Origin of the sequence: Cobetia sp. 3AK (assembly GCF_029846335.1) — a bacterium.
GTDB lineage: Bacteria > Pseudomonadota > Gammaproteobacteria > Pseudomonadales > Halomonadaceae > Cobetia > Cobetia marina.
In genome coordinates, this window is record NZ_JARWKR010000001.1 from 504,773 (window position 1) to 530,530 (window position 25,758).

The window sequence follows — 25,758 nt, forward strand, 5'->3', positions numbered from 1 at the left end:
TCATGCCTCCAGCGTGATCAGGTCTTGCGCGGCCACCACCACATCGACGTGGTCTCCCACGTCCGGCAACTGGCCGCCCCGATTGTTGACCACCACCTGCAAGGTGACACCCGCCACCTCCACGCGATATTCGGCATGGCTACCGCGGTACAGTCGCTCCTGTACTCGGCCCGGCAGATGATTTTCCAGCACGTCGTAGCGTTCGAATTCGCTGGCGGGACGCCGCCGCAGATCCAGCGTCTCGGGGCGCAGCAGCAGCAACCCGCCGCTGCCCGGTGCCTGCGCCGTCAGCATGCCCAGCGGCGTGGTCAGCCGGACGGCGTCATCGCGGCTGTCATCGCGAGCCGTGATCTCGAACAGATTGGCATGCCCCATGAAACGCGCCACGAAGGCATTGACCGGGCATTCATAGATCTCGCGCGGCGTCCCCACCTGCTGGATGCTGCCGCTGTCGAGCACCGCGATGCGGTCCGACATCACCATCGCTTCCTGCTGATCATGGGTGACGAACACGAAGGTCATGCCAAGGCGCTTCTGCAGACGCAGCAGCTCGATCTGGATCTGACTGCGCAGCCCGGCATCCAGCGCCGACAGCGGTTCATCCAGCAGCAGCACATCCGGCTCGCAGACCAGCGCCCGCGCCAGCGCGATACGTTGGCGCTGACCACCTGAGAGCTGGTCGACCCGGCGATCGACCAGACTCCCCAGCTTGATGAACTCGGCCATCTCGGCGACCTTTGCCTCGCGCTCGCCACTCGGCATGCCCTGCATGCGCAGACCGAAGGCGAGGTTGTCACGCACGCTGAGATGCGGGAACAACGCATAGGACTGGAAGACCGTATTGACGCTGCGCTGATGCGGCGGTACGTCGGTGACATCGCGCCCGCCGATCACCACCTGCCCCTCATCCAATGCTTCCAGCCCCGCCAGAATGCGCAGAAGCGTCGTCTTGCCACACCCGGAAGGCCCCAATAGCGTGAAGAACTCGCCGGGCTGAATGGCGAGATCCACACCATCAAGCGCCGCCACCTCGTTGCCGAAGCGCTTGTGCAGTCCCTTGAGCTGAATGGATGACGCGGCACGGCACTGGAACCGGGGCTGGCCAGCCTCCGACGACTCTCTCGTGTCTCGCTCAGGCGCCATACCCTCGTTGCTGTCCACTGCGCTCATCGCGCCTCCCTTGCGATTACTCACCAGTCGTTTCCCGCTCATGGGCTGTCGGGATGATCAACGATGTCAAATGTGCAGCACCTTCATCATGGCTTCGGCCTAGAGCCGATCACGCAGCGTGTAGAAGCTGGTCGCCAGGACCAGCAGAGGAGTTCGCAACCAGTGTCCACCCGGGAAGGCGCGGTGGGGCATGGCGGCAAAGACATCAAAACGTTCCGCCTGGCCGGCAATCGTCTCGGCGATCAATTTGCCCGCCAGCCCTGCAAGCGACATGCCATGTCCCGAGTACCCCTGAGCGTAATAGACATTCGGGGCAAGACGCCCGAAGTCCGGTGCCCGATTCATGGTGATGGCCACGTCACCCCCCCAGCGGTAATCGATCCCCACCCCGTCAAGCGCCGGAAACAGACGGCGAATCTTGCCGTCCATGCGCGTCTTGAGGTGGCGCGGCTCTCGTCCGGTATAGCTCACCTCCCCCCCGTAGAGCAGGCGCCTGTCAGCAGAGAGACGGTAGTAGTCGAGCACGAAGTTGGCATCGGAAAGGGCATCATTGCCCGGCAACACCTGCGCGACCTGTGCTTCGCTGAGCGGTTCGGTGGCCACGATATAATTGGCGACGCGCATGATGCGCTCATCCAGCCGCGGGACCAGGCCATCGAGATAGGCGTTGGTCGCCACCACCACGAACTCGGCACTCACGCTGCCCTGCGCGGTATGCACACGCGCACGCCCTGCCTGCCCACCGGAGCCATTGGCGACGATGCCACTGCCACTTCGGCCATGCTCGAGCTTGAGCACAGGACTCTGTTCACAGATCGTAACGCCTGCCCGCTGGGCAGCACGCGCAAGCCCGAGGGTGTAATTCAGCGGATGCAGATGGCCACCCTCTCCATCATGCAGCGCCCCGGGATAGGCATCGGTAACGACTCGCGCTCGCAGGGCATCCCCCTGCAACCACTGCAATGCATGGTAGTCATGATCGCGTGCCATGCGCGCCTGAAATTCCTGCAATTCGCGCACATGTCGCGGCTTGACGGCAGCATGCAGATAGCCGCGGGTATAATCACAGGGGATCCGGTGCTTCTCGATCAGTACGGTGGTGAGACGAACCGACTCGCGACTCATCTCCCAGATGGCATGCGCCTGCTCACGGCCGAGAGCCTTCTCGACCGTGGCGATGTCGGTACCGAGTCCCGGCAGGATCTGGCCGCCACTGCGTCCCGAAGCCCCGAAGCCGATGCCGCGCGCCTCCAGCAGGATGACCGAATAGCCACGCTCAGCGAGATGCAGAGCCGCTGAGCAGCCGGTGATACCGCCGCCGATCACGCAGACATCAGCGCGTCGTTCACCGGCCAACGGTGGACAGGGCGCAAGCGTCACACGCTGACTGGCCTGGTAGTAGGAGCGGATGTCATCACGCCCACGCTGCGCTTCCTGGCGGTCTCGCCGCGGCTCGTCTGTCGCGCCTGATCTGCAGCCGACCATGCCCCTCCTTACCCGCCACTGTTGAGTTTATTCACCGACCCGGGGAATATTTGCGTTATTTACCACACGTCAACGGCAAATACTGCATATTGATTGCCCCGCGAGGTATAAATTTTCAACACGCACTGTTTTACACCCCTTTTGACGCCCCACAATGGCGCCCCCCCTGAGGTCATCAACGTCAGACTTTTGAGATCAGAAAAGCAAAAGCCCCGCAGCCTGAGAGGCTGCGGGGCTTGGTGACAGACCCTCCACGCATTGGCGTGAAGGGTGCTCGGGGAGTGATCCACTCATGTCATGTCGAGCGACGACATACCGGACAGGCGGGGTCACGCTTGAGCCCCATGCGTCGCCACTCACCGGTCAGGCCATCGAAGGTGGCGAGCCCTCGATGCACATGCCCGGCACCACTGATCAGCTTGAGCGCTTCCAGCGCCTGGAAGGCCCCGATGATGCCGACCAACGGCGCGATGACCCCGCTCTCGGCACAGGTCAGCTCTTCATCGCCCTGCTCTTCCGGCGAATACAGGCAGCCGTAACACGGCGCATCTGCCTCACGGCGATCAAACACCGCCAGCTGACCGGAGAAACGAATCGCGGCACCTGACACCAGCGGCGTGCCTGCCGCCACGCAGGCGGCGTTGATCGGGAAGCGCGAACTGAAACGGTCAGTACAATCGAGCACCACGTCCGCGGCGGCAACCTGCTCGGCCAGCGCCTCGCCCTGAAGGCGTTCGGACAGGGCGATCACCTCGGTGTCGGGATTGATCGCCGACACCGAGCTGGCGAGCGAGCGCGCCTTGGGCTGGTCGATGTCCGCCTCTCCGTGGGCGATCTGACGTTGCAGATTGGAGAGCTCGACATGGTCATCATCGGCCAGCACCAGCGTGCCGACACCGGCTGCCGCCAGATAGAGCGCCGCCGGGCACCCCAGGCCGCCAGCCCCGATCACCAGCACCCGCGCGGCCAGCAATCGTTGCTGACCCGCGATATCGACCTGAGGGAGCAATATCTGACGCGAATAGCGCAGCAGTTGCGAATCTTGCATGGAAGGTGAGCCGTCTGTCTGTGAATGAAGTGAGTGCTTTGGCCGGCCGCCGGGCCTGGGCCTGGGCCTGAGTTCTGAGCTCTAAACCCTGAGCCCTGCCGCTGGCATCAGGGGCTCGTCACTTGGCGTCGAGATCCTCGATGTCCGGCACATGCAGCGAGAACTGCTCCTTGACCTCTTCCATCACCACATAGCTCTTGGATTCCTTGACCCCGGGCAGTGTCAGCACCACATCCCCGAGCAACTGCCGATAGGCGGACATTTCGGGAATCCGGCACTTGAGGATGTAATCGAACTGCCCCGAGACCAGATGACACTCCTGGATCTGCGGCAGCTTGGAGACGGCACGGCGGAATTCATCGAAGACGGAGGGTGACTGGGTCTCGAGGCTGATCTCGACGAAGACCAGCAGGTTGGCCTTGAGCGCCTTGGGGTCCAGCACGGCCTTGTAGCCACGGATGATGCCGGCACGCTCGAGGCGTTTGACTCGCTCCAGACAGGGAGTGGTGGAGAGTCCCACCTCGGAGGCGAGGTCGACATAGGAAATGCGCGCATTTTCTTGCAGGCAGCGCAGGATCTTGAGGTCAATGCGGTCCAGAGAACGTGATTTCGCTTTCATTATAATAGTTTTCCCAGCAGGGTGACTTGCAGCAGGATCATCCTTACTCCTGTCTTTCGTGCAGTCAGGCAACCCGAGAACGCGGGGGTAATCAGGCGACCTTTCCAGTCATGCATCGCTTATTACTACCATACCCGCCCGACAGGAGATACGCCCGCACAGGCAGGCCTGCGACGAGGATTCCACGCAGGCTCCACTGAAAGCAGGGGTTTCCTCTGGCAAGTCCGGGCCGGCCTGCATTCCCGCCCGCCGGGGAGGCGTCAGCCAATGCGCCCCAGCGTGATGCGCTCTCGCCCACCGAGGTCTTCCAGCGTTTCCACTTCCAGAAAACCACCGGCGCACAGCGCCTCGCGCACTTCCTTGCCCTGGGCCAGGCCATGCTCGAGCATGAGATGACCGCCCGCGGCCAGATGGCGGGGCGCGGCCTCGATCAGATGCAGGAAGTCTGCCAGCCCCTGCTGGCGCGCCACCAGTGCCGAGCGCGGCTCGAAACGCACGTCACCCAGTGCCAGGTGCGGGTCATCATCGGCCAGGTAAGGCGGATTGGCGGTCACCAGCGCAAAGCCGGTCTCGGGAACGGCGGAGAACCAGTCACTGCGCCGGAATTCGACGTTGGGAATCGCGAGATGCTCGGCATTGTCACGCGCAAGCTGCACGGCCTCCTCGATGAGATCGACCCCCAGCACATGCCACTGCGGACGATGACGAGCGAAGGCCAGCGCGATGGCGCCGGTGCCGGTGCCGAGATCCAGCAGCGTGCCTTCGGGCGCCTCGGCCAGCTCCAGCGCGCACTCCACCATCACTTCGGTATCCGGGCGCGGAATCAAGGTGGCAGGAGAGCAGCGCAGCATCAGGCCATAGAACTCACGGCGGCCAAGCAGGTGGGCGACGGGGTGTCCTTCGGCTCGGCGTGCCAGCAGCGCCTCGAAGCGAGCCACGCCCTCGGCGCCCGCTTCCGTCTCGAGATCGCGATCCCCCCAGGTATAGAACCAGGTGCGATCGCGCCCCATCACCTCTCCCAGCAGCAGCTCGGCATCCAGACGCGGAGACTCGCTGCCCGACTCACTCAGACGGGCAGCCGCGGCTGCCAACGTGACATCGATTCTCACCTCATTGCTCCTGCAGTGCCGTCAGCTGGTCTGCCTGATATTCGACGACCAGCGGCTCGATCACCTCGTCCAGCTGACCGGCGATCACTTCATTGAGCTTGTAGAGCGTCAGATTGATACGGTGATCGGTCAGACGTCCCTGGGGGAAGTTGTAGGTGCGGATACGCTCGGAGCGATCACCGGAGCCCACCAGCTTGCGACGGGCATCGGAAGTCGCCTGTGCCTGGCTGTCCACCGCGGCCTGCTTGAGTCGCGCTGCCAGCAACGACATGGCGCGCGCGCGGTTCTTGTGCTGACTGCGCTCGTCCTGGCACTCCACGACCACACCGGTGGGCAGGTGGGTGATGCGAATCGCCGAATCGGTGGTGTTGACGTGCTGCCCCCCGGCCCCGGAACTGCGGTAGGTATCCACTCGCAGGTCGGCCGGATTGATGTCGATGTCCCCGACCTCATCGGCCTCAGGCATTACCGCCACGGTACAGGCGGACGTATGGATGCGGCCCTGGGATTCCGTGGCAGGCACGCGCTGCACGCGGTGCGCACCGGATTCGAACTTGAGGCGCGAGTAGACCCCCTCGCCCTTGACGCGGGCGATGACTTCCTTGAAACCACCATGCTCACCATGGCTTGCGCTGACGGTCTCGACCTTCCAGCCCTTGAGCTCGGCGTAGCGGGAATACATCTTGAACAGGTCCCCCGCGAACAGCGCCGCCTCGTCACCGCCGGTGCCGGCACGCACTTCAAGGAAGACGTTGGCCCCATCATCCGGGTCACGCGGGATCAACAGCTGGGTGATCTCTGCCTCCAGCACGTCAAGCGCCGCATCGCTCTCGCGGACTTCCTCACGTGCCATCTCGCGCATCTCGGCGTCGCTGTCATCGCACATGCCGAGGGCGGCCTCGCGATCTTCCTTCAAGGCGCGATGGCGCTGCCATGCCTCGATCAATGGCTCAAGCTCGGCATACTCCCGCGACAGGTCACGGAAGCGGGCCTGATCCCCGATCACTTCAGGCTCCGACAGCAAGGCGGAGATCTCCTCGAAGCGGTCATGGAAGGTGTCGAGCTTGGTGATGAGGCTGTCTTTCATGAAGGGTCCTGTGATGAATCAACCGGCGCGAGCAGCAGCTCCTGCGCCGTCTGAAGAATATCCTGTCGATCGTCGCCTGACGCCTGACGCAGCGCCAGGGTCGGGTGATGCATGAAGCGGTTGGCCAACTGACGGGCCAGTTGCGCCACGACTTCCTGCGGGTCACGGCCCTGATCAAGCTCGGCCAGCGCCTGTGCCTCGCACTCTGCACGCAGTTGCTCGCCGTGGCTACGATAACGCTTGATGACTTCTCCGCCACTGCGCACACGCTTGCGGTGCTGCCAGGCACTGACACCCTGCCGGATCAGCTCTTCGGCCTGGGCAGCCGCCAGCTGGCGATGACGACGGTTCTCCTCGATGACTTCCTGCAGATCATCGACGGTATAAAGGAAGACATCATCGAGATCCCCGACCTGCGGTTCGATATCGCGCGGCACGGCGATATCGACCATGAAGACCGGCTTGTAACGGCGTTTCTTGAGCGCACGCTCCACCATGCCCTTGCCGAGGATCGGCAGCTGAGCGGCGGTGGAGGCTATCACGATATCGGCATTCTCGAGGGCATGCGGAATGCCTTCCAGGCCGATGGCGGTCCCGCCCAGCTCATCGGCCAGCGACTGGGCGCGCGACACGGTACGGTTGGCGATGCACAGGTTGGCGATGCCCGCTTCCTTGAGGTGGCGCGCCACCAGCTCGATGGTGTCTCCCGCCCCGATGAGCAGCGCATTGGCTCGCGAGAAGTCATCGAAGATATGACTCGCCATGCTGACCGCGGCATAGGCCACCGAGACGGGGTTCTCACCGATTCCCGTCTCGGTACGCACCTGCTTGGCGACCTGGAAGGTATGCTGGAAGAGCTGCTCCAGTTCCCCCCCGAGACCGACGGTACCGCGGGCGAACTGATAGGCATCCTTGAGCTGACCGAGAATCTGCGGCTCGCCCAGCACCATGGAGTCCAGGCCGACTGCCACGCGAATCAGGTGGCGGACCGCCTCCTCACCGAGATGTTGATAGCTGCAGCGCTCAAGCTCTTCTGCGGGCAGGCCATGGTATCGGCTCAACCATGCGAGAACCGAGCGCGCACCGTCCTCGGTCACACAGTAGAGTTCCGTGCGATTGCAGGTCGAGAGCACCGCCGCCTCGGAAACTTCCGGCAGACGCTTCAGCTCGGCCAGCGCAGCCTCGAGCTGTGTCGGCGTGAAGGCAACGCGCTCGCGGACATCGACGGCGGCGGTGCGATGATTGATGCCAAGGGCAAGAAGGGTCATGGAGTCAGTCAGTCGTCAGGGTCTGGCCGGCAGGGCTCGCATCGAGGACAGGCGGCTGTCGCTTGGAAAACCTCCGCAATGAAGGGGCCGGCACCTGGCCACCTGCTTGCAGATCTCGTTTGTCAAAGCGGCTGAAATCGTAAAATTAGCGTGCTCATTCTATCACAGCGCCTACATCACGCGAGCCTGCAGGGCGCGGCCAGCGATGAGGAATTTCCATGGGCTTGGCAGTCTGATGCTATCACCTCCCGTCTGCCATGTTGATTCAGGAAAACGCCGAGCGGACAGGCGCTGCCCTTGCCTCCATGACAGGCACCGCCGATGCTATCCCCGTCCGCCTTCAGCCGTTATGCTGGAGCGATCAATATCCCCAGGGTGTACTGCTGAGGCCGAGCGCAGGTCGGGCCGGAATTTCCAGCAGGCACACGCTGCCAGGCCACCTTTTACGGGTTTCATGACGGCGTGGGCGCGACTCCGGCCGGAACGTGCCGACTGGCCGAGATCCTTCCACCGCTGACTGCGAGGTTGCATGCACGTATCGACTGCCGCTGAACACTCCCCTCGCGGGGCGGCCCACGCGAGCCCTTCCGAGCGCCTGACGGGCACGGCACGGCTGGCCGACAGCCGCTGGACACGCTGCCTGCTGGCCAGTGTGCTGCTGGGTCTGGCCGGCTGCCAGTCGCCGGCCACGCAGGCTCCCTTCGCCTCTCAGCCGGACCCGCTGGATACCGCCCCACCCATCACCAGTGGCCTGGATGCCAACAGCCTCAATCAGCTGCTGGGCGCGGAGCTTGCCGGCCAGCGTGGCGACTACCCCAGCGCCGCCGATGGGTATCTGGCCGCCAGCCGCCGCTTCGATGATCCGGAACTGGCCCGGCGCGCCGTGCTGGCCGCTCGCTACGCCGACAATCCTGCCCTGCTTGAGCGTGCCGCCCAGCGCTGGCAACAACTGGATGATTCCGCGACCGAGCCGGGCATCATCCGCGCCCGCCTGGCCGTGGAGCGCGGCGACTGGATGACGGCGCTCGAGCAGCGCCTCGCGGTAGAGACCGCCGGCGGCACCGGCAACGTGACCACCTTGGCGGAGCAGTCCATCGATGCCGGCGCGGATCTGGAATCACTGCTGTCACGGCTGCTGGAGCATGTCGCGCAATATCCCGCGCAACCGGGCCCGCGAATTGCCGCCGCGCTCTATGAAGCGGCGCTTGGAAATGAGTCCGACGCTCGCAGGCGCCTGATGGCGATGGAAGGCGAGTTCCCCGAACTGGCCGAAGTGTGGCTGGCACGCAGCGAGATAGAGCGCGACGCAGGCCGCCTGAGCGCCTCACGTCAGGCGGCCGAGCGTGGCCTGGCCATCGCCCCGGATGACAGTCGCTTGATCCTGAGCGCCGCCCAGACCGAACTTGCCGGTGGTGACATCGAGGCCGCGCGCCTGCGCATTGATGACCTTGTCAGCCGCCATGCCAACGCACCGCGCCTGCGTCTGGCACTGGCCAGCCTCTATCTGGACGCCGACTCTCCCGAGGACACTCGTCGTCTGCTGCTGCCGTTGCTTGATGACACGCCGGTCCCGGATGCCGCCTATGCCCTGCTCGGGCTGGCGGCAGAGGCCAGCGGTGAGATCGACAACGCCATCCTCTATTACCGACAGGTACCGGATGGGGAGCGCTACGTCTCAAGTCGCGCGCGCGCCGCGCAGCTGCTGGTGGAGCATGATCGCAGCGAGGAGGCACGCCAGTTCCTTGCCGTCGAGCGCCTGCGTCATCCGCGTCACGCCATGACATTGCTCAGCTTCGAGATTGACCTGCTGGATGCCCAGGAACACTACGCCGCCGCCGACGAGCTGCTCGACGGCAGCATCAAGGCTCGCCAGAAGACACTCACCAGGGCACGCAGCGAAGGTGACGGCGAAAGCGCTGCCGTGACGGAGAACGAACTGGCCAGCCTGCTGTTCCTGCGCGGCATTCGTCGTCTCGATGACGGGCGTCTCGAGGAGATGGAGCAGGACCTGCGTCAGGTCATTGCACTGGAGCCCGAGAATGCCAGCGCCTACAACGCTCTGGGCTACACCCTGCTGGTAGAGGATGCCGACCGCCGCGCCGAAGCGCTCGAACTGGTTCAGCGCGCCCATGCACTGAAGCCGAACGACCCTGCCATCCTCGACAGCCTCGGCTGGGGGTATTTCCTCACCGGGGATGCCGCCCAGGCATTGCCCCCGCTGGAAGCGGCCTGGGCACAGCAACAGGATGCCGAGATAGGCGCACACCTCATCGAGGTGCTGTGGTCACTCAAGCAGCAGGATGAAGCACGCAGCCTGGCCATCGAGCTCAGTGAGCGTTTCGAGGAGGCCAGCGAGCTGGAAGCCCTGTTCCAGCGCATCCCGGCTCTGCGACCGGTCGTGGATGCGCCCTGACAGGACAGCCCGGCACTTTCTGTCCATCGGCGAGTCCATTATCCTGACTCGCCGATGGCGCCATCGGTTGCCCATCGACTCTCATTCCGCCATCCGGAAGGCTTTCGCGTCATGACCTCCTCTTCTTTCCCCCAATCATCATTCTCCTCTCCCCGGACACGCCACCTTTCCCTCGCCATGTTGCGCCGTCTGGTGGGGCCAGTCCTGCTGGCCATGACATTGGGCCTGAGCGGCTGTGCCAGTCAGATGGCCAGCGACAACGCCGGTGACCTGACCCGCAATGAAGGTGACTGGCAGCAGCAGAGCGACAGGATCGATTCGCTCACGCACTGGCAACTGGCAGGCAAGGTCGGCATTCGCACGCCGGAGGAAGGTCACAGCGCCAATCTTGACTGGCAGCAGGAGGGCGATGACTACCACATGCTGATCACCGGCCCACTGGGTGCTGGCCGCACGACCCTGGTGCGTGATGCCGAGGGCGTGCGCCTCTCCTCGTCCGACGGCGACTTCCAGGCACCGGACGCCGAAAGCCTGATGCTCTCGCAGCTGGGCTGGTCCTTGCCGCTGGGGGCCCTGGATGACTGGGTCCGCGGAGTGGCAGCCAAGGGCGAGCACGACCTGAAGAGTGACGCCCTCGGCTTCCCCGATACCCTTTATCAGGATGGCTGGGAGGTGGACTATCAGGATTGGACCCGCGCCGAAGGACTGTGGCTGCCGCGCAAGATGAAACTCTACTACGGCGATCTGACCGCCACCCTGATCGTCAATCAGTGGCAGGCACTCTAAGCGTGCCCCCGACGCTCTCTTCTTTCTCCACGGCCAGCATTCCGGCCAGCTCATCCATGACGGACACGATGACCGCGACACTTTCTCTGCCGGCACCGGCCAAGCTCAACCGCATGCTGCATATCACCGGTCAGCGCGCCGATGGCTATCATGAACTGCAGACACTGTTCCAGTTTCTGGATCACGGTGACCGACTGGACTTCACGCTGCGTGATGACGCTGCCATTCACCTCGCCCCGGCCATCGAAGGCGTGCCCGCGGAGTCCAACCTGATCATGCGTGCCGCTCGCCTGCTGAGAGAAGCGGCCGTCGCACGCGGCCAGGTCGCGAGCCCGAATGACTTGCCCGGTGTCGATATCCGGCTGAAGAAGGTGCTGCCGATGGGCGGTGGCCTGGGCGGTGGCAGCAGTGATGCGGCCACCACGCTGCTGGCGCTGGACCACCTCTGGAAACTTGAGCTCGATCTGGACACCCTGGCCGAGCTCGGACTGGCTCTGGGGGCCGATGTACCGGTCTTCGTTCGCGGCTTTTCGGCCTGGGCCGAAGGCATCGGTGAGCGACTGGAACCTGCCCCGCTGGACACCCCGTGGTTCGTGGTGATCCACCCGGGCATCGAGGTCGCGACCCCCGCCGTGTTTGGCCACCCGCAATTGACACGTTCCAGTCCCGCGATTAGTATGGCGCGCGCACTGCAGGGGGGCCGCAACGACTGCGAAGTCGTGGTGCGCACTTTGTACCCGGCAGTCGCCGACGCCCTGGACTGGCTGGACCAGTTCGGCACCGCCAGACTGACGGGCACCGGCGCCTGTGTGTTCTGTGCGTTCGATGACGCACGACAGGCCAGCAAGGTGCTGGGCCGACTCGACTCCGAGCGCCCGACGTGGCACGCCTTCATGGCACGTGGTTGCAATCTCTCCCCTCTTCATGCCGCTCTGGCTTCGGCCTGAGCACAGCAACTGGTTGAAGTGAACGTTGCTGGGGTATCGCCAAGTGGTAAGGCACCGGTTTCTGGTACCGACATTCCCAGGTTCGAATCCTGGTACCCCAGCCAATCCTGGCCGTTCCCGGTCAACCCGGAATTCTCCACTCCCGAGATCCCACAAGACTCCAAAGGTGGCTGCGCGTGTCAAAACTGATGGTATTCGCGGGGAATGCCAATCCCGCTCTCGCCCGCAAGGTAGCTGAAGCCCTCGATACCCGCCTGGGCCACGCAACCGTCGGTCAGTTCAGCGATGGCGAGATTGCGGTAGAAATCAACGAAAACGTCCGCGGCAAGGACGTCTTCATCATGCAGTCCACCTGCGCACCGACCAACGACAACCTGATGGAGCTGATCCTGATGGTGGATGCGTTGCGTCGTGCGTCAGCGGCGCGCATCACGGCGGTCGTGCCGTACTTCGGCTATGCCCGTCAGGATCGCCGCGTGCGCTCCGCTCGCGTGCCGATCTCGGCAAAGGTGGTCGCGGACATGATGGTCAAGGCTGGCGTGAATCGCGTCATGACCATGGACCTGCATGCCGACCAGATCCAGGGCTTCTTCGATGTGCCGGTGGACAACGTCTACGGCTCACCGATCCTGCTCGACGACATCGAACGTCAGAACTATGACAACCTGATCGTCGTCTCCCCGGATGTGGGCGGCGTGGTGCGTGCCCGTGCCATCGCCAAGCAGCTCAACTGCGAGCTGGCCATCATCGACAAGCGTCGTCCCCAGGCCAACCAGGCCCAGGTGATGAACATCATCGGTGATATCAAGGACCGCACCTGCGTGCTGGTCGATGACATGATCGACACCGCCGGCACCCTGTGCAAGGCGGGCGAGGCACTCAAGGATCATGGCGCCAACCGCGTCGTGGCCTATGCGTCCCACGCGATCCTGTCCGGCCCGGCGGTCGACAACATCACCAACTCCGTCCTCGACGAAGTGGTGGTGGCCGACACCATCCCGCTGTCCGACACCGCACGTCGTTCCGGCAAGATCCGCCAGCTGACAGTCGCTGGCCTGATCGCCGAGGCGATCCGTCGCGTCAGCAATGAAGAATCCGTCAGCGCCATGTTCCACTGAGTCCTGTCGGCGGGCCCTGCTCGCCGCTGCTCGGGGAAGAGGCACTGACACCGGCAGATGATCCGTCATCTGCCGACAAGCGGCCGGCCCGGAAATCTCCGGGCCGGCCTCATGGATCCGGTAGCGCTCTGGTCGCGGGGGCTGCCGGATTCTCATTAGACCCTTGAGGTATCTGCAAAATGAAACTGTTCAAACTGAATGCTGAAGTTCGTGAAGACCTGGGGAAAGGTGCGAGCCGCCGCCTGCGTCGTACGAACGACTTCGTGCCGGGAATCGTCTACGGCGCCGACAAGGCCCCGACTCCGGTCATGGTCGACAAGCCGAGCCTGTACAAGGCGGTTGACGATGAGGCGTTCTACTCCTCCATCATCACCCTGAATGTTGCTGGCAAGGCCGAGAAAGTCGTCATCCGTGACCTGCAGCGTCACCCGTTCAAGCCGCTGCTGACTCACATCGACTTCCTGCGCATCGACCCGACCCACAAACTGACCATGAACGTGCCGCTGCACATCACTGGTCAGGAAGCCTGTGTCGGCGTCAAGGATCAGGACGGCGTCCTGCACATCCTGGCAACTGACGTCGAAATCAGCTGCCTGCCGGAAGCCCTGCCGGAATACCTGGAGCTGGACGTGTCCAAGCTGGAAGTTGGCCACACCCTGCACCTGTCCGACATCGCTCTGCCGGAAGGCGCCGAGTCCGTTGCCCTGTCTCACGGTGCCGATCACGACACCGCTGTGGTCAACGTCACTCGTCCGAACATCTCTGCTGACGCAGAAGATACTGCTGAAGGCGAAGAAGCCGCTGCAGAATAACGCAGCCTTCTGATCAGGGAGCCAGACACGCATGTCACGAGTGAAAGCGATCATCGGCCTCGGTAATCCGGGGAGCGAATACGAAGACACCCGTCACAACGCCGGCGTCTGGCTCCTTGACGCTCTTGCGCGCCACGGTCACACCACGTTGCGTCCGGAACGCAAGTTCCATGGCCAGTACGCGAAGATCATCTTCGCAGGTCAGGATCTGCATCTGCTGTTCCCATCGACGTTCATGAATCGCAGCGGTCAGGCCGTGGCCGCATTGTGCAACTTCTACAAGCTCGCCCCGGATGAACTGCTCGTCGCCCACGACGAACTGGACATCGACCCCGGCACCGCCCGCTACAAGCAGGGTGGCGGCCACGGGGGGCACAACGGGCTTCGCGACATCATCAGCGCACTGGGCAACGACAAGTCGTTCCATCGTGCCCGCATCGGCATCGGCCACCCCGGCAATGCCAAGCTGGTGACCAACTTCGTGCTCGGGCGTCCCGGCAAGGCTGAACGCCTGGCCATCGATGACGCCATCGACGAAGTGGTCATGACCCTCCCGGATGCCCTCAGCGGCGAATGGGCACGGGCCATGAATCGCCTGCACTCCTTCAAGCACTGAACCTCTGCATCACCCGGCATCACTCCTCTCCGAATTTCGGTGATTCGCTCAGCGCATCACCTCGCTTGCGTGCGCGCGTCTCGCCACGCGATCAGCAGCAAAAGGCATCATTTGTCGCGCGACATGCGCCCAATGGATGACCTCGGCGGCATGAGGCCTTACACTTCCCGCCTGACTTCACACCGTGCCTGTCCCCTCGTCTCCTCGCATGGCCCGTGCCCTCGCACTCCGGGCCTGCCGGTCGAGACGGTCATCAGTGCCACGCCCCATTCGACACGTCACACCAGGATCTAGCGCCATGGGTTTCAATTGCGGCATCGTCGGCCTGCCGAACGTCGGCAAGTCCACTCTCTTCAATGCACTGACCAAGTCGGGCATTGACGCCGAGAACTTCCCCTTCTGCACCATCGAGCCGAATACCGGTATCGTGCCGATGCCTGACCCTCGCCTGAACGCGCTGGCCGAGATCGTCAAGCCGGAGAAGGTGATTCCGACCACCATGGAATTCGTCGACATCGCAGGTCTGGTCGCCGGCGCCTCCAAGGGCGAAGGCCTGGGCAACAAGTTCCTGGCCAACATCCGCGAGACCGATGCCATTGCCCACGTGGTGCGCTGCTTCGAGGATGACAACGTCATCCACGTCGCCAACCACGTTGACCCGGCCGCCGATATCGAGACCATCAACATCGAGCTGGCCCTGGCCGACCTCGACAGCGTCGAGCGCAGCATCCAGCGCCTGGCCCGTGTCGCCAAGGGCGGCGACAAGGAAGCCATCGCCACCAAGGCGGTGCTGGAGCGTATCCAGCCGCACCTGGCCGAAGGCCAGCCGCTGCGCAGCTTCGGTCTCAGCGATGACGACCTCAAGATCCTGCGTGGCTTCGGCTTCCTGACCCTCAAGCCGACCATGTACATCGCCAACGTCAGCGAGGAAGGCTTCGAGAACAACCCCTACCTCGACATCGTGCGTGGCATCGCCGCCAATGAAGGTGCCAGCGTGGTGCCGGTGTGCAACAAGATCGAAGCCGAGATCGCCGAGCTGGAGGAAGAGGAACGCGAGATGTTCCTCGACGAGCTGGGCATGGAAGAGCCAGGCCTGGATCGCGTGATCCGCGCCGGTTATGAACTGCTGGGCCTGCAGACCTACTTCACCGCTGGCGTGAAGGAAGTGCGTGCCTGGACCGTCAAGATCGGCGCTACCGCTCCGGAAGGCGCTGGCGTCATCCACACCGACTTCCAGAAAGGCTTCATCCGCGCCGAAGTCATCTCCTATGACGACTTCATCGCCTACAAGGGCGAGCAAGGCGCCAAGGATGCCGGCAAGTGGCGCCTGGAAGGCAAGGACTACATCCTCAAGGATGGCGACGTGGTGCACTACCGCTTCAATGTCTGAGGCCTCGGGCGCAGTCAGTACCTGGTGAGCCAGCCTGAAAGCACCTGATGCTGCAGGGAACGCCCCTGATCTCCCACGAGGTCAGGGGCGTTCTGCATCATGGGTCATGCCCCATCATCAAGAGCACAGCCCTGCAGCCATTGTGCCGCCAGCGTCGCCAACTGGTCCGCCAGTGACTGCGCCAGACGCCCCCTCCCCGCCTCTCGACGCCACACGGCACTCAGCATCAGCTCGCCGGCCTGAGGCAATGTCCGCGCGTCCAGGCCACGCTCCCGACAGGCGGTATGCGCCGTCAAGGCATCGACCACGGCCAGCCCCTCCCCTGCCTGCACCAGTGCCGCTGCCAGCGGATAGGTCTGTACGCGCGTCACGATGCGAGGAGATGACGGTGCTTTCGAGTTACCTGATTCAGACGGTGACGGCATCTCGCTCGCCAGCAGGCCATCGAGACGTCGCGCCAGCGGATCATGCGCCCCCAGCGCGATCAGACGCTGACCGGCAAGCTCCGCCACCGTCATCGGTGCCTGCTGACACTCCTGTGCCCAGTACCCTGCTGGCGCCAATACCTTCAGGGGCATGCGGGCCAGTGCGCGAGTCATCAGTGCCGGATGCGTCGGCGCACTCAAGGTGAAGGCGATATCGACTTCATGCAGCAGCAGGGCATCGATGATCTCGCGGGTGTGCTGGGTGGCCAGCTCGCAATTGACTCGAGCATGTCGCCGGCGCCATTGCCCCAGCGCCTGCGGCAACAGCTGCTGGGCGATCGCCGGCGTCGCCACCACCTTGAGAGACTGCGCCTCACCTGAACGCAAGCCTTCTACCAGCCGCTTGACGTCATCCAGCTGCCCCAGCATCCCCTGGCTTGCCGCCTCCAGCTTGCGCGCCTCCTCCGTGGGCACCAGCTGTCCGGCGCTACGGGTGAACAGCGCGATCCCCCACTGCCGCTCCACCTGCTGCAACGCCTTGCTCGCGGCCGGCTGGGAAACATGCAACAGCCGAGCGGCGCCGGTCACGCTGCCGGCCTGCAACACCGCATGAAAGACCTCCAGATCCCTGAGCCGCATGCAAGATCTCCACATTCTGTCGTGTTGTCTCAACGTCCAGCCGACAGCCTACCCCATAACCGGGGGTTATGACGTGGCGAGGATCTTTCATTCGCCGCTCGGCCCCGGGACAGGCATGCTCATCTGCCTCCCCCATACCGTCAGGAGCCTGCCATGCAACGTCATGTGACCATCATCGGAGGCGGCGTGATCGGCCTGAGCAGCGCTCATGCACTGGTCCGAGCGGGACACTGCGTGACCCTGATCGATGCCCACGCAGAGGTCGCCCGCGAGACCAGCCACGCCAATGGCGGCCAGTTGAGCTACCGCTATGTGGCGCCACTGGCCGATAGCGGCGTGCCCCTCCAGGCCATCAAGTGGTTGCTGGCAGGCAATGAGGCACCGCTGCGGCTGCGCCCGCGGCTTGCCCCCTCGCAATGGCGCTGGATGACGCAGTTTCTGGCCGCCTGCAATCAGCGCACGCATCGAGCAAGCGCAGCGCAGATGCTCGCCCTGGCACTGCACAGCCAACAGATCATGACTCAGTGGCGAGTTCAGGATGCACTCGAGGAGTTCGCCTGGCAGCAACGCGGCAAGCTGGTGATCCATCGCGACTCCGCAGCGCTCGACAAGGCCGCCGCCGCACGCGTCGCGCCTCAGGACCAACAGGTGCTCGATGCACGTCAATGCATCGCACTGGAGCCCTCGCTTATCCACCAGCAGCCTCATCTGTCGGGCGGAATCTTCAGCGCCTCGGACGAGACGGCGGATTGCCATGCCTTCTGTCAGGCGCTGGAGCGCAAGCTGCAGGCCTCTGGTCGCTATACACGCCTCGCCAGCACCCGCGTCGCTCCACTGAGCGCGCACGACGGGCGCATCGCGCACCTCGAACTCACCCGCGCCGATGGCCGCCGCGAACGCCACGCCGTCGATACGCTGATCATCGCGGCCGGCAATCACGCCACCGAACTGGTCCGCCCGCTGGGCATCCGCCTATCTCTGCAACCGCTCAAGGGCTACAGCCTCACGCTGCCACTGCCAGCTGACACCCCAAAGACAGCGGCCCCGCGCATCAGCGTGACGGATGCCGCGCGCAAGGTGGTCTACGCCGATCTGGATACACGCAAGTCCCGACAGCTGCGCGTCGCGGCCATGGTGGATATCGGCCACCGCGAATCTGACAGCTTCCATCCTGCGCTGGACGAGAAGCGCATTGCCGCCCTGCGTCAGCTGGCCAGTGAGACCTTCCCCGACGCCGGCGATTTCTCGCAAGCCACTCCGTGGGCCGGGCTGCGCCCCAGCACGCCGAAGGGCCCTCCGACCCTGGGCCGCCCCCAGCAAGCGGGCAGACCGGACAACCTGTGGCTGAACGTCGGACATGGCAGCCTGGGCTTCACGCTGGCCTGCGCCAGTGGCGACCTCATCGCACGCGCCATCTCGCACGAGACCCGTCCCGGCACGCTCCTCGATACCCTCCCCGACCACCTCGCAGAGCAGCTCGGCTGCTAGCCTGATGAATTCCCTGCCACTTTTTCAGGCTGATGCGTTGACAACATCACGGATAATCCGTAATATTCGCCTCCGTTGGACGGCTACATAGCTCAGCTGGTTAGAGCACATCACTCATAATGATGGGGTCCCCTGTTCAAATCAGGGTGTAGCCACCAACCAAGATTCGAAAGGCCTGACTGCTTGCAGTCAGGCCTTTTTTGTTGCGTCGGATTCACATTCCCTCGCATCGCCTGCGCTCATGCTCGTGACTCCCGCCGACAATCGACACCGGAACCGGAACCGGAGCCGAAACCGAAAGAGGCAGCCCGCAGGCCGCCTCTTTCAATGTTTCAATTTTTCAATGTTTCACCGTGCTTGTCAGTTCAACTCTGCTCAGTCCAGACGCTCGCGATTGCAGAATGCCACCAGCACCTTGATCAGCATCGCCACATCGGCACTGCCGGACGTCTCACGAATCGAGTGCATGCCCCACTGCGGCAGCCCGACATCCAAGGTCGGCACCCCCACTTCACTGGCGGTGATCGGCCCGATGGTGCTGCCGCAACCCATGTCGGCACGGCTGACGAACGTCTGAACCGGCACCTCCTGCTCCCGGCACAGCTCACGGAACAGACCCGCCGTGGTGCTGTTGGTGGCATAACGCTGATTGGCGTTGACCTTGATCACCGGCCCCGCATTCAGTTTCGGGCCATGACCCGCATCATGCTTGTCCGGGAAGTTGGGGTGGACGGCATGCGCATTGTCACAGGAGATCATCAAGGAGCGCTGCACGAGGCACTGATAACCTTCTTCGTTGTCCAAGCCCACATAGTGATTGATGCGCTTGAGCACATCCGCCAAGAAAGGCCCCTGGGCACCGCAGGCGCTGGCACTGCCGACTTCCTCGTGATCCGTGGCGACGAATAGCGCGCCCTGGCTGCCATCGGCCCCCAGCAACGCTTCCAGGCCGACGAAGCAGGACAGCAGATTGTCCAGGCGTGCACTGGCGACCAGCTCGCCCTTGAGCCCGGCCTGGGCCGCCGGCTGCAGATCATGCAGCCCGAGTTCGAAGTCGATGACCTCCGCGACACGCACGCCGTGCTGCTCTTCCAGCAGCTCGATCAACAGCGCATGGAAGGCCTCAGCCGGGGTGCCAGCCTCCTCGCCCAGCTGCATGACCACGGCGGACATCTGCGTCTGGGCATTGATGGCGCGCCCATTGTTGACGTCACGATCCAGGTGAATCGCCAGGCTCGGAACACAGGCCACCGGCCGCATCACCGTCAGCAGCAGACTCTCGCGACGGCCATCCTGGTGACGCACCTGAACACGGCCTGCAAGCCCGAGATCGCGATCGAACCAGGTATTCAGCAGCACGCCACCGTAGGTTTCGATCCCCAGGGTCAACCAGCCCTGACTGAGCTGGGCTGGATTGGGCTTCAGGCGCAGGCAAGGAGAATCCGTGTGCGCGCCGATCATCCGTATTGCCTCGAGCTGCGTATTACCCCGAGGAAGCTGAAAGGCGATCAGCGAGGAATCATTGCGCGTCACGAAAGCCCGTTCACCGGGCGACAACTTCCAGCTTTCGGTCTCCTCGAGTCGGAGATAGCCTTCGCGCTCCAGGCGAGCCGCCATGGTCGCCGTGGCATGCCAGGGAGTCGGAGAGACATTCAGGAATTCAAGCAGTGCTGGAACGCGGGAATCCGCAATCGCGTAAGTCATGATAGCGTCAAGTCCTCGAAGATGAATGCAAGGCACTGTATAAGAAGAAACATGATGGATAGAGCGAAACGACTCCTCCCTTGCGGTGGTGATCGACCCGCCAGCTCTCGTCAGCCGCGCAGGTCCCGCAGGACCGATCACGCCAGGCAGCGCTGACACGCCATACCGCAAGCCCCGCCGATCAACGACAGGCAACTGTCGCGGACGCGGGAGGCTGCTACAATGCCCGCTCGACCTCTCCGCGGAGAGGTCGCTCAGGGAGCAGAGTGTACATGAATCGGGAGTGCTTCATTGATGAGCCTGTTTGCAAACGTCCGGCGCACGGCATGCCTTGCCTTGTGTCTCGCCATGGCCGGCCCCGCCAGCGCCGCGGTCACCCCTACTGACGCCGATGCACAGGCTGCTCGCGAAGTTGCCGAATCATTGCGTTACGGGCATTACGAAGATGTCACGCTGGATGACCAATGGGCTACCCAGGCATTCACGCAATATCTCAAGACACTCGACCCCCAGAAAGCCTATCTGCTGGACTCGGATATCACCGAGTTCAGTGATCTTCGCCACGACTTCGATGACGCCATGCTCGACGGTGATCTAGAGCGCCTCTACGCCCTGCATGCCCGGTACCAGCAGCGCCTCACCTCACGCCTCGAATGGCTGGTGAAGACGCTGGACGGCAAGCCGAGCTTCGATTTCACCCGCGATGATCGACTCGCACTCGATCGTGCGGAAAGCCCCTGGGCCGACAGCGAGCAGGAGCTTGATGAGCTGTGGCGCAAGCGACTCAAGAACGCCTGGCTGTCGATGTCGCTGTCCGACAAGAGCGACGAGGACATCGCCAAGACGCTCAGCGAGCGCTATGCCAACCAGCTCAAGCGCATCGAGCAGACCAACGACGAAGACATCCTGACCCTGATCATGCACGCCGTCACCGGCAGCATCGATCCGCACAGCGAATACTTCTCCCCACGCCAGGGCGAATCCTTCGATATCCAGATGAAGCTGTCACTCGATGGCATCGGCGCCCTGCTTCAATCCGAAGGCGAGTACGTCAAGGTCTCAAGCCTGGTACCGGGCGGCCCGGCCGAGAAGGACGGGGAGCTCAAGCCGGCGGACCGCATCGTGGCCGTTGGTCAGGGGGATGGCGAATGGACCAACGTGGTCGGCATGCGCCTTGACGATGTCGTGGACCTGATCCGCGGCCCCAAGGGCTCCGTCGTGCGCCTTGAAGTCATCCCGGCCCAGTCCCTGGATGTCACCAAGACACGGGAAGTGGACATCACCCGCGACACCGTAAAGCTGGAAGACCAGGCTGCCAACGCCAAGGTCGTCGACGTCAAGCGCGATGATGGCGTGCACAGGATCGGCGTGATTCACGTCCCTGCCTTCTATGTCGACTTCGATGCCTGGCAGGCCGGCGAAGATGACTATCGCAGCACCACACGTGACGTGGCGCGCCTCATCGATGAGCTGAAGGCCAAGCAGGTGGAAGGCATCATTCTGGATCTGCGTAACAATGGCGGCGGCGCCCTGCAGGAGGCCAATTCGATGATCGGCCTGTTCATCGACCGCGGCCCCACCGTGCAGGTACGTGATGCCCGCGGACGCATCAGCCTGTATGGCGATACCGATGCCGGCACCCACTACGATGGTCCGCTGGCCGTCCTGGTCAACCGCCTTTCGGCCTCGGCCTCCGAGATCTTTGCCGGCGCCATCCAGGATTATGGCCGCGGCCCGGTCATCGGCAGCCAGACCTTCGGCAAGGGCACCGTGCAGACGATCTCCTCGCTGACACAAGGTGAAATCAAGCTGACCCGCGCCAAGTTCTATCGCATCTCCGGTGACTCCACCCAGAACAAGGGCGTCAAGCCGGACATCGCCTTCCCCAGCATCATCGACCCGAAGGAAATCGGCGAATCGAGCCTCGACTACGCCCTGCCATGGGACCAGGTTCGCCCGGTGAAGTATCGTCGCTATGGGGAACCGGCCCGCTACCTGGCGGCCCTGCGTGCCCGCCACGAGAGCCGTGTCGAACAGGAGCCCAACTTCGTCTACCTGCAGAGCGAAGTCGCGCTGTCAAAGGCACTGCGCGCCCAGCAGACCAGCATCAGCCTCAATCGTGAGCAGCGCAAGCGCGAGATGGATGCCCAGGAAGCCGAGCAACTGGCACTGGAAAACAAGCGCCGCCGAGCACTGGGCATGGAGCCGCTGTCGAGCTTCGCCGAACTTGATGCCGCCAGCGATCACATCGCATCGGCAGAAAGTGACCTGCAGCAGGAGATCGAGACGCAGGACAGCACCGACGAGCCAGCCGAGGATCCCATCGATCAGGCTCAGCTCCAGGAAAGCGCCGAGATCCTGCTCGATTACGCCCATCTCAATGGCGATCGCTGAACTCTCTCGTCGTCGCTGACGCGCCGGCACATCGCGGTTGCAAGGCCCCTGCCCTCATGTCAGATCCGAGTGCAGGGGCTTTTTCATGCCTGATGCAGGCGTCATCGACACGCACGGGCGAGTCGACGCACCGGCGCTCGGCACGCGAGGGCAAGCTGAAGACGAATAGCAGAGAGAGATCGACCAGCAAGGAAGCGGGCAGACAAAGGAAAGCAGGCAGACACAGAAAAGCGGCAGCGAAGACTGCAGGAGTGAGACATCATCAGCGCAGAATCACGTCATTCTGACGAGAGGCAGGCGGGATCTCGAACGATCGACTGGGAAGAGGGGGAGATACGGGATGTGATATTGGCTCCTCGAACAGGACTCGAACCTGTGACCCAATGATTAACAGTCATTTGCTCTACCAACTGAGCTATCGAGGAACAACGAAATATCGATCGATATCAGGGCGATATCGAAGCTGACGATGAGATGCTCATCTACCAGCGTCATTTCCGGCATTGGCAGGAAGCCTGGGATTGGCTCCTCGAACAGGACTCGAACCTGTGACCCAATGATTAACAGTCATTTGCTCTACCAACTGAGCTATCGAGGAACGACCGGAAATCCATCTGTCAGCGACATCATCATGGATGCTGTCAGACTGACATTTCAAGCATGCTGCGTGTGCTATTGGCTCCTCGAACAGGACTCGAACCTGTGACCCAATGATTAACAGTCATTTGCTCTACCAACTGAGCTATCGAGGAACAACCTTGAACACGCGACGAATTATACGGAAATACTCAATGGCGTCAACCACCTTCGGGCATTCAACCTACCGCAGAACTCGCTCGATTCCTTCTGCCGAATCCACCTCCGAAAGCGCACATGGCGACATCCAGATGTGACAAGGCCCGCACGGATGCAGGCCTTGGAATCACTGGTGGCTACACCCTGATTTGAACAGGGGACCCCATCATTATGAGTGATGTGCTCTAACCAGCTGAGCTATGTAGCCACACGACGAGGCGTATATTGCAGGTCAGGCTGCTGAATTGCAAGCACTTTTTTGCAATTGCCCGTCAAAGTGAGCCAGCGGGATGCTCAGATGCCCAGCGAGGCCTTGACGGCAGGCAGGCTAGGTTCTCCCTGGGTGGTCTCGACACCTTCAAGCCATGCCTCCAGCACGCTGGGGTTCTGCTTGAGCCAGTCTGCTGCTGCCTCGTCCGGATCGGCACCCTCATCCATGATCTCGCCCATGATCTGATTTTCCATCTCCAGGCTGAACTCGAGATTGGCCAGCAGCGCACCGACATTGGAACACGCCTCACTATATCCCGCGCGGGTATTGGTGTAGACCGTCGCTCCGCCTAGGTTCGGCCCGAAGTAGTCATCCGCGCCTTCCAGATATCCCATCTCGAAGCGAGTGTTCATGGGGTGCGGCTCCCAGCCGAGGAAGACGACCCACTCCTTGGCCGCGATCTTCGACTTCACTTCCGCCAGCATGCCGGCTTCGGAAGAATCGATCATCTCGAAGGCGCCCAGACCGAAGGCATCGTCATCGATCATGTCGGCGATGATCATGTTGCCATCATTGCCTGCCTCGATGCCGTAGATGCGCCCATCGAACTTCTCGAGGTTGTCGGCAAGATCCGCCACCGAGGTCACGCCGGCATCCAGCACGTACTGGGGCACCGCCAGGGTGTACTTGGCCCCTTGCAGATTCGCACGCGGTCGCTCTACCTGCCCCTTGTCGATATAGGGGTCACTGATGGAAGCCATCGACGGCATCCAGTTCCCCAGGAAGACATCGAAGTCATCGTTCTTCATGCCGGCATAGGCGATCGGCACGGAGATCGTGTCGGAGGTCGTCTCGTACCCCAAACCTTCCAGGACACTGCGCGTCAGCGCCGTGGTGGCAGTGATGTCCGTCCATCCCACCTCAGCGAAGCGCACCGTACTGCACTCCTCTGATACCTCGGCGTGCGCCTGGGGTGCCAGCAGCATCCCCATGGCCAGTCCCAGCGGCAATGCGGCAAAACCTGATGATGATTTCATGCTTGTCCCTTCTCTTTGTTATATGAGCAGTACATGTCCGTCAGTCACACGTGTCATTGACCCCCACCCGGCCCGGCGACAAGTGACAGCCCGCGGTAGGCGCCACTCATGACACGCTCTCATCACGACAAGCTCCCATGCTGTCGTTGAGAAGCTGCCAGTCTCTGACGAGCTGCCGGACCAGACGTACGAGGCACCTCGTAAGCACCTTCACAGCCTTTGCAAGGACACCTTGTGCCCTCTGGCGTTCTCTATAGTTCTACCAAGCCTGGCTTTCAATAACCACGAATTATGCAACTTGACGCATCACCTTTCTGTCTCTACACTTTTTATTAATTGAACGTTCAATAAAACTCGAGTCACGACTAGATCGAGCCGAATCCCGATTGAACGCCGGATTCAGCAATGCGGTGACAACCGCGTATCCTTGGCGTCTACCAGTACCAAGATTACGCGAGTTTCACCGATACGCCACCTGACGGGAGAGCAAGCTGATGCCGAAAGTGGGAATGGAGCCCATTCGTCGCCGCCAATTGATTCTGGCCACCATGCAAGCCATCGATGAGGCAGGACTGGCCGACGCCACCGTTGCACGGATCGCACGGCATGCGGGCGTCTCCGCCGGCATCATCAGTCACTACTTCGGCGGCAAGGATGGCCTGATGGAGGCCACGATGCGCCAGATCCTCACCGACCTGCGCAGAGCCGTCAGTGAGCGACGCGCCGAGATCGCCTCGAACGACGTCCGCAGTCACCTGCACGCCGTGATCGATGGCAACTTCGATCGCAGCCAGGTCAGTCAGAGCGTCTCCAAGACCTGGTTGGCCTTCTGGGCCTCCAGCATGCACCGCACACCGCTGGAGCGCCTGCAGAAGGTCAATGACCGTCGTCTGGTCTCCAATCTGTCGGCCATCTTCCGTCGCGTGATGCCGCTGGTGGAGGCACGCGATGCGGCGGCAGGACTCGCCGCCTTGATCGACGGCCTGTGGTTGCGTGGCGCGCTGGACCCCGAGGGACTGGACGTCGAGCGAGCCCGGCGTCTGGCCTATGAATATGTGGAATACCAGCTGGCGCAACACGCCGCTGACGTCTCCACGCCAGCAGCAGATGCACAAGCGTCTGACATGACGCACCCGGTGCCTGCCGAGCATGCCTGAGCGCAACAGCCTCCCCCGCTCGGACGCTTGAACCCACCGG

Annotated in this window: 20 protein-coding genes and 6 tRNA genes; 12 read left to right on the forward strand and 14 right to left on the reverse strand. The window is 62.8% G+C overall.

Translation table 11 applies throughout. From position 1 onward, the window contains the following. From QD228_RS02190 to hemA, 7 genes are all read right to left on the reverse strand, one after another. Entirely contained in the window at window positions 1-1,170 is a 1,170-nt protein-coding gene (locus tag QD228_RS02190; protein ID WP_240704187.1) for an ABC transporter ATP-binding protein, read from the reverse strand. 99 nt (window positions 1,171-1,269) lie between these two features. Beyond that, window positions 1,270-2,655, reverse strand: coding sequence for an FAD-binding oxidoreductase (locus tag QD228_RS02195; protein WP_279874282.1), 1,386 nt, complete (start codon window positions 2,653-2,655; stop codon window positions 1,270-1,272). Window positions 2,656-2,950: 295 nt separating this feature from the next. Then, window positions 2,951-3,703: a molybdopterin-synthase adenylyltransferase MoeB gene (gene moeB / locus QD228_RS02200; RefSeq protein WP_176492871.1), complete on the reverse strand. Its 753-nt coding sequence runs from the start codon at window positions 3,701-3,703 to the stop codon at window positions 2,951-2,953. A 118-nt stretch (window positions 3,704-3,821) separates the two neighbouring features. Beyond that, window positions 3,822-4,322 carry an Lrp/AsnC ligand binding domain-containing protein gene (locus QD228_RS02205; RefSeq protein WP_077371505.1) on the reverse strand — a complete coding sequence of 167 codons (501 nt, stop codon included), beginning with the start codon at window positions 4,320-4,322 and terminating at the stop codon, window positions 3,822-3,824. A gap of 260 nt (window positions 4,323-4,582) precedes the next feature. After that, complete coding sequence (prmC, locus tag QD228_RS02210; RefSeq protein ID WP_279874283.1) at window positions 4,583-5,431, reverse strand: peptide chain release factor N(5)-glutamine methyltransferase; 849 nt, start codon at window positions 5,429-5,431, stop codon at window positions 4,583-4,585. Window position 5,432: 1 nt separating this feature from the next. After that, window positions 5,433-6,518 (reverse strand): peptide chain release factor 1, encoded by a 1,086-nt coding sequence (gene prfA / locus QD228_RS02215; RefSeq protein ID WP_077371499.1) that lies wholly within the window; start codon window positions 6,516-6,518, stop codon window positions 5,433-5,435. Continuing rightward, window positions 6,515-7,786, reverse strand: coding sequence for a glutamyl-tRNA reductase (gene hemA, locus QD228_RS02220; RefSeq protein ID WP_279874284.1), 1,272 nt, complete (start codon window positions 7,784-7,786; stop codon window positions 6,515-6,517). Before hemA ends, prfA begins: the two co-directional genes overlap by 4 nt. Before the next feature lie 529 nt (window positions 7,787-8,315). On the opposite strand from hemA, the gene QD228_RS02225 reads away from it, so the two are divergent. The 8 genes from QD228_RS02225 (at window position 8,316) to ychF (ending at window position 15,868) form a co-directional block, all read left to right on the forward strand. Next, a complete protein-coding gene (locus QD228_RS02225; protein WP_279874285.1) occupies window positions 8,316-10,199 on the forward strand; it encodes a hypothetical protein in 1,884 nt (627 codons plus the stop codon). Window positions 10,200-10,310: 111 nt separating this feature from the next. Next, window positions 10,311-10,985 carry a lipoprotein insertase outer membrane protein LolB gene (lolB, locus tag QD228_RS02230; protein WP_279874286.1) on the forward strand — a complete coding sequence of 225 codons (675 nt, stop codon included), beginning with the start codon at window positions 10,311-10,313 and terminating at the stop codon, window positions 10,983-10,985. A gap of 68 nt (window positions 10,986-11,053) precedes the next feature. Beyond that, the gene (gene ispE, locus QD228_RS02235; protein WP_279874287.1) at window positions 11,054-11,932 is read left to right on the forward strand and encodes a 4-(cytidine 5'-diphospho)-2-C-methyl-D-erythritol kinase; all 879 of its coding nucleotides are present in this window, start codon (window positions 11,054-11,056) and stop codon (window positions 11,930-11,932) included. Between the two features lie 29 nt (window positions 11,933-11,961). Then, window positions 11,962-12,036 (forward strand) — tRNA-Gln (locus QD228_RS02240). Between the two features lie 84 nt (window positions 12,037-12,120). Beyond that, a complete protein-coding gene (locus tag QD228_RS02245) occupies window positions 12,121-13,050 on the forward strand; it encodes a ribose-phosphate pyrophosphokinase (protein ID WP_077371487.1) in 930 nt (309 codons plus the stop codon). A 179-nt stretch (window positions 13,051-13,229) separates the two neighbouring features. Continuing rightward, a complete protein-coding gene (locus QD228_RS02250) occupies window positions 13,230-13,862 on the forward strand; it encodes a 50S ribosomal protein L25/general stress protein Ctc (protein ID WP_077371484.1) in 633 nt (210 codons plus the stop codon). Window positions 13,863-13,893: 31 nt separating this feature from the next. Further along, window positions 13,894-14,478 (forward strand): aminoacyl-tRNA hydrolase, encoded by a 585-nt coding sequence (pth, locus tag QD228_RS02255; RefSeq protein WP_084209246.1) that lies wholly within the window; start codon window positions 13,894-13,896, stop codon window positions 14,476-14,478. A gap of 298 nt (window positions 14,479-14,776) precedes the next feature. Continuing rightward, window positions 14,777-15,868 carry a redox-regulated ATPase YchF gene (gene ychF / locus QD228_RS02260; RefSeq protein WP_077371478.1) on the forward strand — a complete coding sequence of 364 codons (1,092 nt, stop codon included), beginning with the start codon at window positions 14,777-14,779 and terminating at the stop codon, window positions 15,866-15,868. A gap of 104 nt (window positions 15,869-15,972) precedes the next feature. Here ychF and QD228_RS02265 read toward each other — a convergent pair whose 3' ends face one another. Beyond that, on the reverse strand, window positions 15,973-16,932 hold the full coding sequence (locus QD228_RS02265) for a LysR substrate-binding domain-containing protein (protein ID WP_170877339.1): 960 nt from the start codon (window positions 16,930-16,932) through the stop codon (window positions 15,973-15,975). Between the two features lie 153 nt (window positions 16,933-17,085). Here QD228_RS02265 and QD228_RS02270 point away from each other — a divergent pair, with 153 nt between their 5' ends. Then, entirely contained in the window at window positions 17,086-18,420 is a 1,335-nt protein-coding gene (locus tag QD228_RS02270; protein ID WP_279874289.1) for an FAD-dependent oxidoreductase, read from the forward strand. Window positions 18,421-18,501: 81 nt separating this feature from the next. Then, a tRNA-Met gene (locus QD228_RS02275) sits at window positions 18,502-18,578 on the forward strand. A gap of 217 nt (window positions 18,579-18,795) precedes the next feature. Here the strand turns inward: QD228_RS02275 and QD228_RS02280 are convergent. Then, on the reverse strand, window positions 18,796-20,124 hold the full coding sequence (locus QD228_RS02280) for a M18 family aminopeptidase (protein WP_279874291.1): 1,329 nt from the start codon (window positions 20,122-20,124) through the stop codon (window positions 18,796-18,798). Window positions 20,125-20,418: 294 nt separating this feature from the next. Between QD228_RS02280 and QD228_RS02285 the strand changes: the two genes are divergently transcribed. Continuing rightward, window positions 20,419-22,518 (forward strand): carboxy terminal-processing peptidase, encoded by a 2,100-nt coding sequence (locus tag QD228_RS02285; RefSeq protein WP_279874292.1) that lies wholly within the window; start codon window positions 20,419-20,421, stop codon window positions 22,516-22,518. A gap of 349 nt (window positions 22,519-22,867) precedes the next feature. On the opposite strand, the gene QD228_RS02290 is transcribed toward QD228_RS02285, so the two are convergent. From QD228_RS02290 to QD228_RS02310, 5 genes are all read right to left on the reverse strand, one after another. After that, window positions 22,868-22,943 (reverse strand) — tRNA-Asn (locus QD228_RS02290). A gap of 97 nt (window positions 22,944-23,040) precedes the next feature. Then, window positions 23,041-23,116: transfer RNA gene (locus tag QD228_RS02295), tRNA-Asn, on the reverse strand. A 78-nt stretch (window positions 23,117-23,194) separates the two neighbouring features. Further along, a tRNA-Asn gene (locus tag QD228_RS02300) sits at window positions 23,195-23,270 on the reverse strand. A gap of 174 nt (window positions 23,271-23,444) precedes the next feature. Continuing rightward, window positions 23,445-23,521, reverse strand: a tRNA-Met gene (locus QD228_RS02305). A gap of 86 nt (window positions 23,522-23,607) precedes the next feature. Continuing rightward, window positions 23,608-24,516 (reverse strand): choline ABC transporter substrate-binding protein, encoded by a 909-nt coding sequence (locus QD228_RS02310; protein WP_279874319.1) that lies wholly within the window; start codon window positions 24,514-24,516, stop codon window positions 23,608-23,610. Window positions 24,517-25,055: 539 nt separating this feature from the next. Here QD228_RS02310 and betI point away from each other — a divergent pair. Beyond that, complete coding sequence (gene betI, locus QD228_RS02315) at window positions 25,056-25,718, forward strand: transcriptional regulator BetI (protein WP_077371460.1); 663 nt, start codon at window positions 25,056-25,058, stop codon at window positions 25,716-25,718. Window positions 25,719-25,758: the final 40 nt, after the last annotated feature.